The organism is Spinactinospora alkalitolerans, assembly GCF_013408795.1.
Lineage (GTDB): Bacteria > Actinomycetota > Actinomycetes > Streptosporangiales > Streptosporangiaceae > Spinactinospora > Spinactinospora alkalitolerans.
This window is the reverse complement of sequence record NZ_JACCCC010000001.1, coordinates 4,358,347-4,372,076: the sequence shown is the minus strand read 5'-3', so window position 1 is coordinate 4,372,076 and position 13,730 is coordinate 4,358,347. Positions and strand designations below refer to the sequence as shown.

Genomic DNA, 13,730 nt, shown 5'->3' with positions numbered 1-13,730 from the left:
GAGCCTTGAACTCCCAGGGGTCGAGGTCGAACAGCGACCTATGCCTCCGGCAGTATCTCCCGCCAGGGGAAGAGGTAGACCGAGAGCAGGATGATGGCGATGGTCAGCATCGGGGTGACCACGTTGCGCTCGATCTTGCCGTCGGTCTTGAAGCCGATGTTCTGGCCCACGCGGTACTTGCTGACCGGCCACAGCAGCGGCACGCCCATCTCGGTGGCCATGTCGCCGGCGAAGTGCAGCAGGCAGCCGAACGCCACGGCGAGGCCGATCCAGGAGTAGTCGGTCCCCGAGGTGTAGAGCGCCAGCGTGATGCCGGCCGTCCCCAGGGCGTTGATGATCTCGGCCGCGGTCCGGTTCTTGTCCATGCCGAACCCGAGCCCGTTCATCGCGATGCCGATGAGCAGGAAGACGAAGATCTGTACCGCCAGCGGGGACCACAGCGCCAGCACCTGGGTCAGCGCGCCCATGAGCAGGGCGAACAGCAGCGAGTGCGTGCCGTTGCGGTGCCCGCCGAACATCCAGTTCAGCAGCGCGCTCAGGGCCCGGGTGACGAAGCCGTAGGTCTGGGTGATGGTGGAGCTCTTGTGGTCGAGATCGGGGATCAGCGCGGCGCCGGCGCACACCAGCGAGCCGGCGATGATCTCACCGGGGCCCAGGTCGAACCGCACGCCCCAGAACTCGGTTCCCTGAACCAGGGGGACGATCGCCATCCAACCGACCACGCCGCTGAGTGCGTGAGAATGCCCCATCATGAGCGGAACCGTAGCGGTTGCGGCGATTCATGGCGAATTGCCGGCGGGTCGGAAGCCCGGGACACGCGGTGAGTCCCCGCATCCACCGCATCCGGCCGACAACATCGTAAACGTTGTGTGACAGGGCTGATGTAAATCGTTGACGCTTTCTCGGAGACGCTGGTAGACAACCAACTCATACGGCGAAAAGGCCCGGCCTCCCTACCCGAGGGGTTTGACAGCATGGTCGTTCAGCAGGCTTCCCCCGCAAGACGCGCCCCACGCCGACTCAAGGCCGCGGCCGCCGCCGCGCTGGCGGTTCTCGTCGCCGCACTGCCCACGACCACGGCCGACGCCGAGGCCGCCGGCGGCGACCGGGACAGGCTGACCATCGCGGTGACCCAGAACGTCGACTCCCTCAGCCCGTTCCTGGCCCAGCTCGCGATCACCACCAACATCCACCGGCTGATCTACGACTACCTCACCAACTACGACCCCGAGACCAACGAGCCGATCGGCGCGATCGCGGAGTCCTGGGAGACCTCGGAGGACCGGCTCACCTGGACGTTCAAGATCCGGGACGGACTGGAGTGGAGCGACGGCGAGCCGCTGACCGCCGACGACGTCGCCTGGACCTACACCACGATGATGGAGGACGACGCCGCGGCCACCGCCAACGGCAACTTCGTCGCCAACTTCGAGGAGGTCACGGCGCCCGACGAGAGCACCGTCGAGATCACGCTCGCCGAGCCGCAGGCCACCATGCTCGCGCTGGACATCCCGATCCTGCCCGAGCACATCTGGTCCGGCGTCGAGGACTACGCCGAGTTCAACAACGACCAGGACTTCCCGATCGTCGGCAGCGGCCCGTTCCGGCTCACCGACTACGAGCAGAACCGCTCCATCACGCTGGAGGCCAACCCGGACTACTGGCGGGGGGCTCCGGAGTTCGACGAGCTCGTCTTCCGGTACTACAAGGACAAGGACGCCATGGTCGAGGCCCTGCGCACCGGCGAGGTCTCGTTCGTCGAGGGCCTCACCCCCGCGCAGGCCGAGTCGCTGGCCGGCGAGGACAACATCACCGTCAACGACGCCACCGGCAAGCGCTTCATGGGCTTCACCGTCAACCCCGGCGCCGAGGCCCGCAACGGCGACCCCGTCGGCGACGGCCACCCCGCGCTGCAGGACCGGGTGCTGCGCCAGGCCATCATGCGCGCCATCGACAAGGACACGCTGGTGGAGCGGGTGTACGGCGGGCACGCCGTCGCCGGCGAGGGCTACATCCCGCCCCGCTACGAGGACTACGCCTGGCAGCCGGCCGAGGACGAGCGGCTCGGCTTCGACCCCGACGCGGCCAACGCGATGCTGGACGAGGCCGGCTACGAGACGGGCGACGACGGCGTGCGCGTCTCGCCCGACGGCGACCGGCTGAGCCTGCGGATGCACGTGCACAACGACAAGCCGGACTACGTCCAGACCGGCCAGTTCATGGAGGAGTGGCTCGCCGACATCGGCATCGAGGTCGAGGGCAACTACGTCGACCCCGCCCAGATCGGCGACACGCTCGTATCCGGGGACTTCGACCTCATCTTCACCGGCTGGTCGGTCAACCCCGACCCCGACTACGTGCTCGGCATCCACACCTGCGACGCCCGCCCCGAGGAGCCCGGCGGACCCATGAGCAGCGACGCGTTCTACTGCGACGAGGAGTACGACGAGCTCTACCAGGAGCAGATCGGCGAGTACGACGCCGAGGCGCGCGCCGAGCTCGTCCGGCGGATGCAGCGCAACCTCTACGACAACGCGGTCGTCAACGTGCTGGCCTACCCCAACGCGCTGGAGGCCTACCGGTCCGACCAGATCGCCTCCATCCAGGTCCAGCCCGACCCCGGCGGCAACATCTGGGGCCAGGACGGCTACTGGAGCTGGTGGTCGGCCGTCCCGGCCGAGCAGCAGGCCGGCAGCGCCTCGTCGCTGTCCACCGGCGCGCTCCTGGGCATCGGCGCGGCCGCCGTCATCGTGATCGCGGGCGGGGCCTTCCTCGTCCTGCGCCGCCGCTCGGCGACGGCGGGGGACCGGGAGTGACGCGTTGACCGGATCCTCCCCGTCCACCGCGACGGCGACCGACCGCACCGCCCCGGGCAGGTCCCGGGGCGGGCGGTCGGCCGGGACGCTGCGCTACGTGGGGGGCCGCGTCCTCGGCTCCCTGGTGTCCCTGCTCGCCGTCATGCTCACCGGCTTCTTCCTGTTCCGCATCCTGCCCGGCGACCCGGTGCGCGCCATGACGCAGGGCCGGGCGGTCAGCGTCGAGCAGATGGCCGAGCTGCGCCGCCAGTACGGCCTGGACCAGCCACTGCTCCAGCAGTTCGCCGACTACTGCTGGGGGCTGCTGCGGTTCGACCTCGGCGACTCCTACCGCTACCGGGCGCCGGTGACCGAGCTCATCGCCGACCGCCTGTGGCCGACCGTCCTGCTGGTCGGCACCGGCACCCTGATCGCCGCGATGCTGGGCCTGTGGCTGGGCACCCGCGCTGCGTGGCGGCGCGACTCGGTCACCGACCGGGCCAACACCGGCGTCGCGCTGACGCTGTGGTCGGTGCCGACGTTCTGGCTCGGCCTCATCCTCATCGTGCTGCTCGCCTCCGGCGCCGGGCTCTTCCCCACCGGCGGCATGATGACGCCGGGCACCACCGGTTTCGCCGACGTCGCCGTCGACGTCGCCCACCACATGGTGCTGCCGGTCGCCACGATGGTCGCCGTGCTCTACGCGCAGTACCTGATGATCATGCGCTCGTCCCTGCTGGACGAGATGGGCGGCGACTATCTGGTGACCGCCCGCGCCAAGGGGCTGCGCGACGCGCTGGTGCTGCGCCGCCACGCCGTGCCCAACGCGCTGCTGCCCACGATCACCCTGATCTTCCTCAACATCGGCCAGGTGGTGGCCGGCACCATCCTGGTCGAGACCGTCTTCTCCTGGCCGGGGCTCGGCACGCTCTTCTACCAGGCGCTGTCATTCCCCGACCTGCCGCTCGTGCAGGGGATGTTCATCTTCTTCTCGGCTTCGGTGATCCTCATGAACCTGCTGGCCGACCTGGTCTACCCGCTGATGGACCCGAGGGTGCGCACATGAGCGCCGGCACCGACCCCGGCATCCCGGCGCGGCGGCCCGCCCCGGACGCCGATCCGGCCCCCTCCGGCGGGCCGGCCACGCCCCGGGCGGTCGCCAGGGAGCGGCGCCGCCGCGCCCGCGCCCGGTTCTGGCGCGAGTACCGCACCAACCGCGCCGGCGTGTTCGGGCTGGCCGGCCTGCTGCTGTTCGTGCTCCTCGCCCTGGCCGCGCCGCTGATCGTGGCCCCGGCCGACCTCAGCGTCACCGGGCCGCCCGGCATGCCTTACGAGCCGCCGAGCGCGGAGTTCCCGCTGGGCACCGACAACTTCGGCCGCTCAGTGCTGGACCTGGTCATCTGGGGGTCGCGGGTCTCGCTGACCGTCGGGTTCACCGCCACGTTCGTCTCGGTCGCGCTCGGCGCGCTGATCGGGATCGTCGCGGGGCACTTCGGCGGCTGGGGCTCGACCGTGCTGATGCGGATCACCGACTGGTTCATCGTGCTGCCCACCCTGGTGCTGGCGATCGCCCTGGCCGCGGTCATGAGCCGCAGCACGCTCACGGTCATCATCGCGATCGGCATCACGGCCTGGCCCACGACGGCCCGGCTGGTGCGCGCCCAGACCCTGGCGGTGGAGGCGCGGCCCTACATCGAGCGGGCGCGGGCACTGGGCGCCGGCCACGCCCACATCATGACCCGCCACGTGCTGCCCAACGTGATGCCGCTGCTCCTGGCGCAGACGACCCTGATGGTGGCCAGCTCCATCATCATGGAGTCGACGCTGGCCTTCCTCGGCATGGGCGACCCGACCACGGTCTCCTGGGGCGGCATCCTGCAGGACGCCCGCAACGCCGGCGCGGTCAGCTCCGGCGTGTGGTGGTACCTGCTGCCCCCCGGCCTGGCGATCGCGGTCGTGGCCCTGGCCTTCACCCTGTGCGGGCGGGCGCTGGAGGCCGTGTTCAACCCGAGGCTGAGGGGGCGGCGATGAACCGGCTGGATGCATCGGCTGAGGGATGGCGATGAGTCGTTCACCGGACAACTACCTGGAGGTCAGGGACCTGGCCGTGACCTACCGGACGGCCGGGGGCGAGATCCCGGCCGTGCGCGGGGTCGACCTGGCCGTCGCGCCCGGCAGCAAGCTGGGCGTGGCGGGGGAGTCGGGCTGCGGCAAGTCGACGGTGGCGCTGGCGCTGCTGCGGCTGCTGCCGAAGTCGGCCCGGCTGAGCGGCAGCGTCCTGCTGGACGGCGAGGACGTGCTCACCATGAAGTGGGGGCGGCTGCGGGCGGTGCGCTGGGCCGGGGCCTCGATCGTGTTCCAGGGCGCCATGCACTCGCTCAACGCCGTGCACCGCGTCGGCGACCAGATCGCCGAGCCGATCCTGCTGCACGGCGGCGCGACCCCCGCTGAGGCGGCGCGCCGCGTCGGCGCCCTGCTGGAGCAGGTGGGCCTGCCGGGGCAGCGTGCCGGCGCCTACCCGCACGAGCTGTCCGGCGGGCAGCGCCAGCGCGTCATGATCGCGATGGCGCTGGCGTGCGACCCGCGGCTGATCATCGCCGACGAGCCTACGACGGCGCTGGACGTGATGATCCAGGCGCAGATCCTGAGGCTGATCGACCGGCTGGTGGGCGAGCACGGGATCAGCATGATGATGATCAGCCACGACCTGTCGGTGCTGGCCGACACCTGCGACCGGCTCGCCGTGATGTACGCGGGCCGCGTGGTCGAGGAGGGCCCGGCCCGCACCGTCTTCGAGGCGGCCCGCCACCCCTACGGCGCCGCGTTGAGCGCGGCCTTCCCCCGGATCGGAGACCCCGCCTCCCGGCGCAGCCCGCGCGGCCTGGCCGGCGACCCGCCCGACCCGGCGGCCCTGCCGACCGGGTGCGCGTTCCGGCCGCGCTGCGCCGTCGCCGAGGAGCGCTGCGCCGAGATCGACCCGGTCCTGTGGCCGGCCGGCCCCGAGCGCGCCGCGGCGTGCGTGAAGGTGCTCGACGGCGACGGCGTCCTGACCGCGGAGGCCCCGGACGGCCGCGCCGCCGTCGACGCCGACTACCAGGAGGAGGCGCGGTGAGCACCGACACCGAACTGCCCGACGACGTGCGCACCGCCGTGCCTCCGGCGCTGAGCGCGTCCGGCCTGCGGGTGGAGTTCTCCGGCCGGGGCGGTCGCGGCACGGCCCGCGCGGTCGACGGGGTCGACCTCGACGTGCGCTCCGGCGAGATCGTCGCCCTGGTGGGCGAGTCGGGCTGCGGTAAGACCACGCTCGCCCGCGCCCTGCTCGGCCTGGAGCGGCCCGCGGCCGGCCGGGTGGCCTTCGAGGGTGCGCCGCTGAACTACCAGGCGAAGGCGCTCAAGGCCTACCGCCGCAGGGTGCAGCTGGTGCTGCAGGACCCCAGCGGCTCGCTCAACCCGCGCCACACCGTCTACGACGCCGTCGCCGAAGGGCTGCGGATCCACGGCGGCGCCGCCGACGAGTCCGACCGGGTCGCCGCGGCGCTGTCGCTCGCAGGGCTGCGCCCGCCCGAACGGTTCTTCCTGCGCTACCCGCACGAGCTGTCCGGCGGGCAGCGCCAGCGCGTGGTCATCGCCGGGGCGCTGGTGCTGGAGCCCGAGGTGATCGTGGCCGACGAGCCGGTGGCCTCGCTGGACGCCTCGGTGCGCGGCGAGATCCTGGAGCTGCTGCTGCGGCTGCGTGACGACCTGGGCCTCTCGGCGCTGGTGGTGACGCACGACCTCGGCCTGGCCTGGAACATCGCCGACCGGGTGGCCGTGATGTACCTGGGCCGCATCGTCGAGGTGGGAACGGTCGAGGAGGTCCTCACCGCGCCCCGCCACCCCTACACTCAGGCGCTGCTGTCGGTGCTGCCGGAGGCCGGCGACGCGGAGGCGGTGGTGCTGTCCGGCGAGCCGCCGGACCCCACCCGCATCCCCGGCGGCTGCCGCTTCCACGCCCGCTGCCAGGTGCTCGCCTCGGGCGAGGCCGACCGCGCGGACGTGGCCCACCGCTGCCGCACCGAGGACCCGGCGATCCTGACCAGCGCCCCGGAGTCCCAGGTGGCCTGCCATTACGCACCGAACGAAACCGGTCGGAAGTGAATTTCGTCCTTTCGTGCTCGAATGAGCGGCTAGGGCAGCTCTTCGTAACGAAGGAAAAGCTCCGTGTTTGGCCGAGTTCTGCATGTAGAATGCATGCATGGTTGCTTTGCAGATCAGGGACGTACCCGAAGAGCTGCGTGATGCCTTGGCATGCGATGCCCGTTTGAAAGGGCAATCGCTCCAGTCCTACCTGCTCGATCTGGTCGGCGAGAGGGCGAGGATGGTGCGCGCGAAGCAGCGGCTTCGCCTTCTCGAGGACATGGGCGGCGGGGTGGGCGATGACGACCCGAACGCCGTGGCGGAAGCCCTGCGCGCAGCTCGCGCCGAACGCGATGCACAGCTCCTCGGACGTTGGGAGCCGGGAGAAGAACCGGAAGAAACTTGATGATCATTGTGGACGCGAGTGTCCTGGCCAACTCCTTGATCCACCAGGGCGAGGCTGGCAAGCGGGCGCGCGCCGAATTGCACAAGGCGTCCGCGTGGGCAGCGCCGGAACATGCCGTCACCGAGGCCTTCTCGGTCATCAGAGGGCTCTGTCTGGGAGGCAAGGTCGAAGAGGCGCGGGCTCTCACCGCGCTCGACATCCTCGAGGACATGCCGATCCACATCGTCCAGGCGCGCTCGCTTCTGCAGCGAATGTGGGAGCTCCGTGGGAACATTTCAGGGTACGACGCCGCCTACGTCGCGACGGCGGAGAGTCATGGCTGCCCTCTTGTGACAACGGATCGCAAGATCGCTCGTGCGCCTGGCCTGAAATGCGAAATTCGTGTGCTGCCGAACGAATAGTCGGCTTTGAGGCCGCGAGCCCGGGGCCCGTCTCCGGCGGGAGTCTCCCGGGCTCACTTCCGGCCGCTCCGCGAAGCGGCGGCTGGTAAAGGGAGGGAAGAGAACCAGAAGTCCGCCTCGTCGTCAAAGCCGTATCACCGGACGACCGGCCGTCACCCCGCCAGGTTCGGCCGGTGAGCGGGACTCACAACCCCATCGCCCGCAGTTCGCGGTGTTCGCGGACGGCGCGCATCAGCCTCGACACGGTGCGGCCGTCGGCCGTGCCGTCGGGCGGCAGTCCGGCACAGAGCTGGAAGGACCGCAGGGCGGCTACCCGCTCGCCGGGCAGCGCCGCGGCGTCCAGGCGGCCCAGTTCGATCAGCAGGGCGCGGACCTCGCCCGGGTCGGCCTCGGGCAGCACCCGGTCGGCGGCGAAGAGGCCGGCCAGCACGGCACCGGCCAGGCGCGCGGCGCCGCGCAGTCCGCCCCCGAACCCCCGAGCCCTCCGACCCTCCTGACGGGCGCCGTGCGCGTCGCGCCCGGAGCGCCACGCCCTCTCGTGGTGGGTCACCGGAATCGTCGCCATCGTGCCTCACCCTTTCCCCGGACCCGTTCGGCCTTCCGCGTCCCTTCGCGTCCTTCGTCCTTTCGAGTATGCGCGGCGGAGTCCGAATGCGCGTCATACTCCGGGTTGGAGTTCGGTTAGACCGAAAGTCGGGGATGGTGCGGGACCGGACCGACGATCGGCCGGTGCGGGCGCTCAGCGCAGGGCGGGCTCGTCCAGAGTGAGGGTCGCGGCGTCGGCGTCCAGCGTCGCCATGGCCCCCAGCGGCACGGTGAGCTGGCTGGGGCAGTGGCCGAACCCGAACTCCCAGACGACGGGCACGCCCAAGGGCGCGAGCCGGTCCAGCACGAGTTCGCGGATGACCTCCGGGTCCGGCGTGCAGCGCCGCCAGGAGCCCAGGGCGATCCCCGCGACCCCGGCCATCCAGCCGGTGCGCAGCAGCTGGGTCAGCATCCGGTCGATCCGGGAGACGTCCTCCGCGACGTCCTCCAGCAGCAGGACGGCCCCCGCCGCCGAGGGCCGGCTGTGCGGCGTCGCCAGGCCGTCGTTGAGCAGGCTCAGGTTGCCGCCGACGGTGACGCCGCGCGCCGTGCCGGGGACCAGGGTCCGGGCCGTCGGCGACGTCAGCTTCAGCCGCGACTCCGGCTCGAACAGGGTCGCGCGCAACTCCTCGGCCGTGCGGGCGTCGCCGGTGAACTCCTCGGTGGCCAGGACCGGGCCGTGCAGCGTCGCCAGGCCGAGCTCCTCGGCGAAGGCCTCGTGCAGCGCGGTGACGTCGCTGTAGCCCACGAACGCCTTCGGCGGCGCCTGGCGCATCGCGGCGAAGTCCAGCAGGTCCACCGTGCGGTGCGCGCCGTCGCCGCCCCGCGCGCACAGTACCGCGGAGGTGCCGGGGTCCAGCCACGCCTCCTGCAGGTCGCGGGCGCGCTCGGCGTCGAGGCCTGCGAGGTGGGGCAGCGTGGGGTGGCGGTCCAGCACGTGCGGGGCGAGCACCGGTTCCAGGCCCCAGCCGCGCACGATGTCGCACGCCGCGTCCAGCAGGCCGGCCGGGACCGGGCCGCACGGCGCGACCACCGAGACCCGGTCGCCGGGCCGCAGCCGGGGCGGCCGGAGCGGCGCGCGGGCGGCGCTCACCGCCGCAGCTCCAGCGGCGGCGCGTCGGTCTCGAAGCCGAACACCTGCGCGTACAGCGACATCTCGGCGTGCAGGGCCGCGACGATCGTGGCCTCCTGCCGGAAGCCGTGCTGCTCGCCGGGGAACGTCAGGTAGGCGTGCGCGGGGCCGCGGCCGCCGAGGCGCTCCAGCAGCCGCTCGCACTGCACCGGCGGGCAGATCTCGTCCTCCAGTCCCTGGAGCAGCACGAACGGCGCCGTGATCGCCTCGGCGTGGTTGACCGGCGAACGGGTCTCGTAGCGTTCGCGGACCTCGGGCCACGGCCCGACGAGGCTCTCCAGGTACTGGGACTCGAAGTCGTGGGTCTCACCGGTCCGCCAGCCGACCAGGTCCAGGATCGGGTACTGGATCGTGCCGCACCGGAACACGTCGGTGAAGGCCAGGGCGGCCGCCGTGGTCCACCCGCCGGCGCTGCCGCCGCGGATCGCCAGCCGCTCCGGGGCGGCCAGGCCCTCCGAGACCAGCGCGCGGGCCACGGCCACGCAGTCCTCGACGTCGACGACGCCCCAGTTCTCCCGCAGCCGCTCGCGGTAGGCGCGGCCGTGCCCGGTGGAGCCGCCGTAGTTGACCTCGGCCACCCCGATGCCGCGGTTGGTGAAGTAGGCGATCTCCAGGTCGTGCACCATGGGCGTGCGGCTGGTCGGCCCGCCGTGCACGAACACCACGTACGGCGGCGCCTCGTCCGCCGGTCCCGCCACATCGGGGTGGTGCGGGGGGTAGACGTTGGCGTGCACCTCGCGGCCGCCGGTTCCGGAGAAGACCCGGGCCTCGGGATTCGGCAGGTGGTCGGCGTAGGGATCCTCGGCGGCCTCGGTGCCGCGCGGACGGCTCAGCGACTGCCACGCGCCGCCGGCCACGGGCACCGCGACGACCTCGGCCGCGATGTGGGGGGAGGCGGCCACGCCGATGATCGAATCGCCGGCGGCGCCCCCCAGCGCCAGCTTCCCCGGCCACTCGCTGTGCGGGGTGGCCACGTCGGTGATCTCGCCGGAGTCCGGGTCGAGGACGCCCAGGGCGTTGGCCGCGCGCCCGTGCACGGCGGCGATCCTGCCGTCGCGCAGCGGCAGGAACCAGGAGGCGCCGAGCTGCCACAGCGGGCCGCCGAACTCCTCCTCGCGCTCGACCAGGCGCACCGGCGCGCGCCGGGTCCCGCCGTCGGCGTCGAAGGTGATCCGGTGCGGGTTCCACCAGCCCCCGGGGTCGGTGACGCAGAGCAGGGTGTCGGTGTCGGCCCACTCCGCCTGCACCACGGCCTCGCCGGCGCCGCCGGCGACGGTGCGCGGGCTCGAGGCGCCGCCGTCCGCGCCGAGCTCGCAGACCCGCAGCCGGGTGGAGTCCCACGGCATGTCCGGGTGGTCCCAGCCGATCCAGGCCAGCCGGGCGCCGTCGGGGGAGATCCGGGGGCAGGCCAGGAAATGGTGGTCGGCGACGACGACCCGGACCGCCTCGGGGTCCTCGGCGGCCGAGCCGTCCAGCGGGACGGCCACGATCGCACGCTCGACGTCGGTGGGGGCCGGGCCGGTGTGCAGCTCCCGCACGCACCACACCTCGCGTCCGCCGGGGGCCGCCACCGGCTCCACGTAGCGGACGGCCGAAGGGCGCTCCGGCGCGGGCGTCAGCGCACCGGGCAGCGCCACCGGGCCGGGGGCCGGTTCGTGCGGGTGCCGCGCCCGGCCCGGCTCGTAGCGGTACAGCCGCTGGTCGCCGTACTCGCTGAAGACGACCACCGGCCCGTTGTCTCCCGGGAGCAGCACGTAGGGCCGCCCGCCGTACTCGTGCACCCTGCTGCGGACGTTCCACGGGGCCGGCAGCACCGTCTCGGCCCGGCCGGGCGCGCTGTCCAGCCGGGTCCGGCACAGCGTGACCCGCCCGTCCTCCTGCGGCCGGGGCTCGGTCCACCACACCTCCTCGCCCATGGACGCCGGCCAGCTCGGCGCCCCGTCGTGCCGCGCGACGGCGCCGGCGCCGATCGGCGAGGGCCACGATCCATAGGGCAGGGTGCGCATGGTCACCATCGGCCTTTCCGCTGTCGTGTCGAGAACGGTCGAGGGGCGGTCGGTCGTCAGTCGACCGCGCTGAGGAACGCGTCCAGGACGCGCGTGCCGAACCGCAGCGCGTCGACGGGCACGCGCTCGTCGACGCCGTGGAAGAGCGCGCCGTAGTCCAGCGAGGGCGGCAGTCGCAGCGGGGAGAACCCGTAGCCGGTGATGCCCAGCTCGGCGAACTGCTTGGCGTCGGTGCCGCCGGACAGGCACACCGGGACCACGTGCGCCCCGGGGTCGTGCGCCAGCAGGGCCGCGCGCATGGCGGCGAACGTCGGCGTCTCCACGGGCGCGGTCAGCGGGGCGGAGCGGTGCGCGAACTCCCAGTCGACGCGGGGGCCGGTGAGCTCGTCCAGCGCGGCGGTGAACTCCTCCTCCGCGCCCGGCAGCATCCGGCCGTCCACGCCCGCCCCCGCCGACTCCGGGATGACGTTCACCTTGTAGCCGGCGTCGAGCACGGTGGGGTTGGTGCTGTTGCGGACCGTGGAGCGCACCAGCGCCGCCGCCGGGCCCAGCCGCTCCAGCACCGCGTCGACGTCGAACTGCGGGTCGAAGCCGGGGGCCTCCAGGTCGACCTTCACCCCGACCGCGGCGCCGATCTCGGTGAGCGCGGCCCGGGTGGTCGGGGTGAGCCGCACCGGCCAGCGGTGGTCGGCGATCCTGGTGACGGCGGCGGCCAGCTCGCTCACGGCGTTGACGGCGCCGGGGTCGGTCTTGGACCCGTGCCCCGCGGTGCCGCGCGCGGTCAGCCGCAGCCAGGCCGTGCCGCGCTCTCCCGCGCCCACCGGGTAGATCCGCACCGGATCGCCCCCGGTGGTGCGGGCGTGGTAGGTGTAAGCGCCCGACTCGCTGATGCCCTCGGTGCAGCCGTCGAACAGCCCGGCGTGCTCGCGCACCAGCCAGTCGGCGCCGTAGGCCGCACTGTCCTCCTCGTCGGCGGTGAACGCCAGGACGATGTCGCGGCGCGGCCGCCGCCCCGCGCGCGCCCAGGCCCGCACCACCGAGAGCACCATGGCGTTGGCGTTCTTCATGTCGATGGCGCCGCGGCCCCACACCATGCCGTCGCGCACCTCGCCGGAGAACGGGTGCACCCTCCACTGCGAGGGGTCGGCGGGGACCACGTCGAGGTGGCCGTGGACCAGCAGCGCCGGTGCCGAAGGGTCGGAGCCGGCCACGCGGGCGACCACGTTGGCCCGGCCGGGGGCCGACTCCAGCACGGCCGGCTCCAGGCCGGCCTCGGCCAGCCGCTCGGCGACGTACTCGGCCGCCGGGCGCTCCCGGCAGTCGCCGCCGCCGCGGTTGGTGGTGTCGATGCGGATCAGCTCGGAGGTGAAGCGGACGACCTCGTCGTCGACGGCCGCGCGGTCATCGGCCCGGTCGTGCGCGCGGCGCTCCGTCCGGTCGCCGATCGAGGGTTCAGCCATAGTTGCGTTCCACCGCGTTCGAGATCAGGGTCGTGACGGCCTTGAAGCACCGGATCATCTCGTAACCGCTGGGCGAGGTGTAGCGGACACGCCGCTCGCCCACCTGGACCACGCCCGGCACCATGGCGGCGGCCCCGGCCAGTTGGGCGGCGTCGACCTCCACCTCCACGGTCAGCTCCCGGTGCGGCGCCGGATCGGTGCGCCCGGCCAGCGCCATGGCGGCCTCGGCGCCCGCGCTGATGTCGGCGAACGTGCGCGCGGGCGGCCGGCAGACCGCGGCGTAGCGCGAGACGTGGTCCTTGACGGCCACGGTGCGGGCCCGGGGCGCGTAGGACGCGGCGTCGGCGCAGGCGCGGTCGTCGCCGGTGACCAGCACGACCGGAGCGCCGTACTCGGCGGTCACGTGGGCGTTGAGCCGCCCCTCGCTCGCCGGCTCCCCGTCCAGCCACACGCCGGTGACGGAGTTGGGCAGGTAGGTGTGGGCGAGCACCCCCTCGGCCCCCGCCCCGCAGTGGTAGCCGAGGAAGGCGACCCCGTCGACGTCGCCCCGCTGCACGCCCTCGACCATCGAGAGGTCCTTGTGCCGACCGGTCAGCATCGTGGCGCGCTCGTCCAGCCGTTCCAGCAGCAGATTGCGCATGGTGGAGTGGGCCTCGTTGACCAGCACCTCCGTGGCGCCGCCCGCGAAGAACCCGGCGATCGCGCCGTTGACGTCGGAGGTGAACATCGCCCGGCAGCGCTGCCACTGCTCCGTCCCCGGCTCGACGTCGGCCGGCCAGGTGACCCCCGTCGCGCCCTCCATGTCGGCAGAGATAAGGATCTTCACGGG

General features: G+C 72.8%; 13 protein-coding genes. 7 read left to right on the top strand and 6 right to left on the bottom strand.

Annotation, left to right across the window (positions count from 1 at the left end; translation table 11 throughout):
• Nucleotides 1-38 precede the first annotated feature (38 nt).
• Entirely contained in the window at nt 39-752 is a 714-nt protein-coding gene (locus HDA32_RS19405; RefSeq protein WP_179644573.1) for a metal-dependent hydrolase, read from the bottom strand.
• A gap of 222 nt (nt 753-974) precedes the next feature.
• Here HDA32_RS19405 and HDA32_RS19400 point away from each other — a divergent pair, with 222 nt between their 5' ends.
• The 7 genes from HDA32_RS19400 to HDA32_RS19370 all read left to right on the top strand — a co-directional run bounded on the left by HDA32_RS19400 (nt 975) and on the right by HDA32_RS19370 (nt 7,718).
• The gene (locus HDA32_RS19400) at nt 975-2,816 is read left to right on the top strand and encodes an ABC transporter substrate-binding protein (protein ID WP_179644572.1); all 1,842 of its coding nucleotides are present in this window, start codon (nt 975-977) and stop codon (nt 2,814-2,816) included.
• Nucleotides 2,817-2,820: 4 nt separating this feature from the next.
• Nucleotides 2,821-3,861 (top strand): ABC transporter permease, encoded by a 1,041-nt coding sequence (locus HDA32_RS19395; RefSeq protein WP_218882531.1) that lies wholly within the window; start codon nt 2,821-2,823, stop codon nt 3,859-3,861.
• On the top strand, nt 3,858-4,826 hold the full coding sequence (locus HDA32_RS19390; protein WP_179644571.1) for an ABC transporter permease: 969 nt from the start codon (nt 3,858-3,860) through the stop codon (nt 4,824-4,826). Before HDA32_RS19395 ends, HDA32_RS19390 begins: the two co-directional genes overlap by 4 nt.
• Before the next feature lie 31 nt (nt 4,827-4,857).
• Nucleotides 4,858-5,907, top strand: coding sequence for an ABC transporter ATP-binding protein (locus HDA32_RS19385; RefSeq protein ID WP_179644570.1), 1,050 nt, complete (start codon nt 4,858-4,860; stop codon nt 5,905-5,907).
• Nucleotides 5,904-6,932, top strand: a complete 1,029-nt coding sequence (locus HDA32_RS19380; RefSeq protein WP_179644569.1) for an oligopeptide/dipeptide ABC transporter ATP-binding protein — start codon at nt 5,904-5,906, stop codon at nt 6,930-6,932. The genes HDA32_RS19385 and HDA32_RS19380 overlap by 4 nt, the downstream gene beginning before the upstream one ends.
• 97 nt (nt 6,933-7,029) lie before the next feature.
• Nucleotides 7,030-7,317 carry a hypothetical protein gene (locus HDA32_RS19375; RefSeq protein ID WP_179644568.1) on the top strand — a complete coding sequence of 96 codons (288 nt, stop codon included), beginning with the start codon at nt 7,030-7,032 and terminating at the stop codon, nt 7,315-7,317.
• The gene (locus HDA32_RS19370; protein WP_179644567.1) at nt 7,317-7,718 is read left to right on the top strand and encodes a type II toxin-antitoxin system VapC family toxin; all 402 of its coding nucleotides are present in this window, start codon (nt 7,317-7,319) and stop codon (nt 7,716-7,718) included. The genes HDA32_RS19375 and HDA32_RS19370 overlap by 1 nt, the downstream gene beginning before the upstream one ends.
• A gap of 184 nt (nt 7,719-7,902) precedes the next feature.
• Here the strand turns inward: HDA32_RS19370 and HDA32_RS19365 are convergent, their stop codons facing one another.
• The 5 genes from HDA32_RS19365 to HDA32_RS19345 all read right to left on the bottom strand — a co-directional run bounded on the left by HDA32_RS19365 (nt 7,903) and on the right by HDA32_RS19345 (nt 13,727).
• The gene (locus HDA32_RS19365; RefSeq protein ID WP_179644566.1) at nt 7,903-8,283 is read right to left on the bottom strand and encodes a peptidoglycan-binding domain-containing protein; all 381 of its coding nucleotides are present in this window, start codon (nt 8,281-8,283) and stop codon (nt 7,903-7,905) included.
• Between the two features lie 174 nt (nt 8,284-8,457).
• Nucleotides 8,458-9,396, bottom strand: coding sequence for a S66 peptidase family protein (locus tag HDA32_RS19360; protein ID WP_179644565.1), 939 nt, complete (start codon nt 9,394-9,396; stop codon nt 8,458-8,460).
• Entirely contained in the window at nt 9,393-11,450 is a 2,058-nt protein-coding gene (locus HDA32_RS30870; RefSeq protein WP_312863243.1) for an LpqB family beta-propeller domain-containing protein, read from the bottom strand. The genes HDA32_RS19360 and HDA32_RS30870 overlap by 4 nt, the downstream gene beginning before the upstream one ends.
• Nucleotides 11,451-11,497: 47 nt before the next feature.
• A complete protein-coding gene (locus HDA32_RS19350) occupies nt 11,498-12,901 on the bottom strand; it encodes a M20/M25/M40 family metallo-hydrolase (RefSeq protein ID WP_179644564.1) in 1,404 nt (467 codons plus the stop codon).
• Nucleotides 12,894-13,727, bottom strand: coding sequence for a M55 family metallopeptidase (locus tag HDA32_RS19345; RefSeq protein ID WP_179644563.1), 834 nt, complete (start codon nt 13,725-13,727; stop codon nt 12,894-12,896). Before HDA32_RS19345 ends, HDA32_RS19350 begins: the two co-directional genes overlap by 8 nt.
• Nucleotides 13,728-13,730 lie beyond the last annotated feature (3 nt).

What these genes read in the sequence shown, in the direction of transcription:
- HDA32_RS30870 (WP_312863243.1), bottom strand. Translation starts at nt 11,450, where the DNA reads ATGGTGACCATGCGCACCCTGCCCTATGGATCGTGGCCCTCGCCGATC.
- HDA32_RS19350 (WP_179644564.1), bottom strand. Translation starts at nt 12,901, where the DNA reads ATGGCTGAACCCTCGATCGGCGACCGGACGGAGCGCCGCGCGCACGAC.
- HDA32_RS19365 (WP_179644566.1), bottom strand. Translation starts at nt 8,283, where the DNA reads ATGGCGACGATTCCGGTGACCCACCACGAGAGGGCGTGGCGCTCCGGG.
- HDA32_RS19370 (WP_179644567.1), top strand. Translation starts at nt 7,317, where the DNA reads ATGATCATTGTGGACGCGAGTGTCCTGGCCAACTCCTTGATCCACCAG.
- HDA32_RS19405 (WP_179644573.1), bottom strand. Translation starts at nt 752, where the DNA reads ATGATGGGGCATTCTCACGCACTCAGCGGCGTGGTCGGTTGGATGGCG.
- HDA32_RS19385 (WP_179644570.1), top strand. Translation starts at nt 4,858, where the DNA reads ATGAGTCGTTCACCGGACAACTACCTGGAGGTCAGGGACCTGGCCGTG.
- HDA32_RS19390 (WP_179644571.1), top strand. Translation starts at nt 3,858, where the DNA reads ATGAGCGCCGGCACCGACCCCGGCATCCCGGCGCGGCGGCCCGCCCCG.
- HDA32_RS19400 (WP_179644572.1), top strand. Translation starts at nt 975, where the DNA reads ATGGTCGTTCAGCAGGCTTCCCCCGCAAGACGCGCCCCACGCCGACTC.
- HDA32_RS19375 (WP_179644568.1), top strand. Translation starts at nt 7,030, where the DNA reads ATGGTTGCTTTGCAGATCAGGGACGTACCCGAAGAGCTGCGTGATGCC.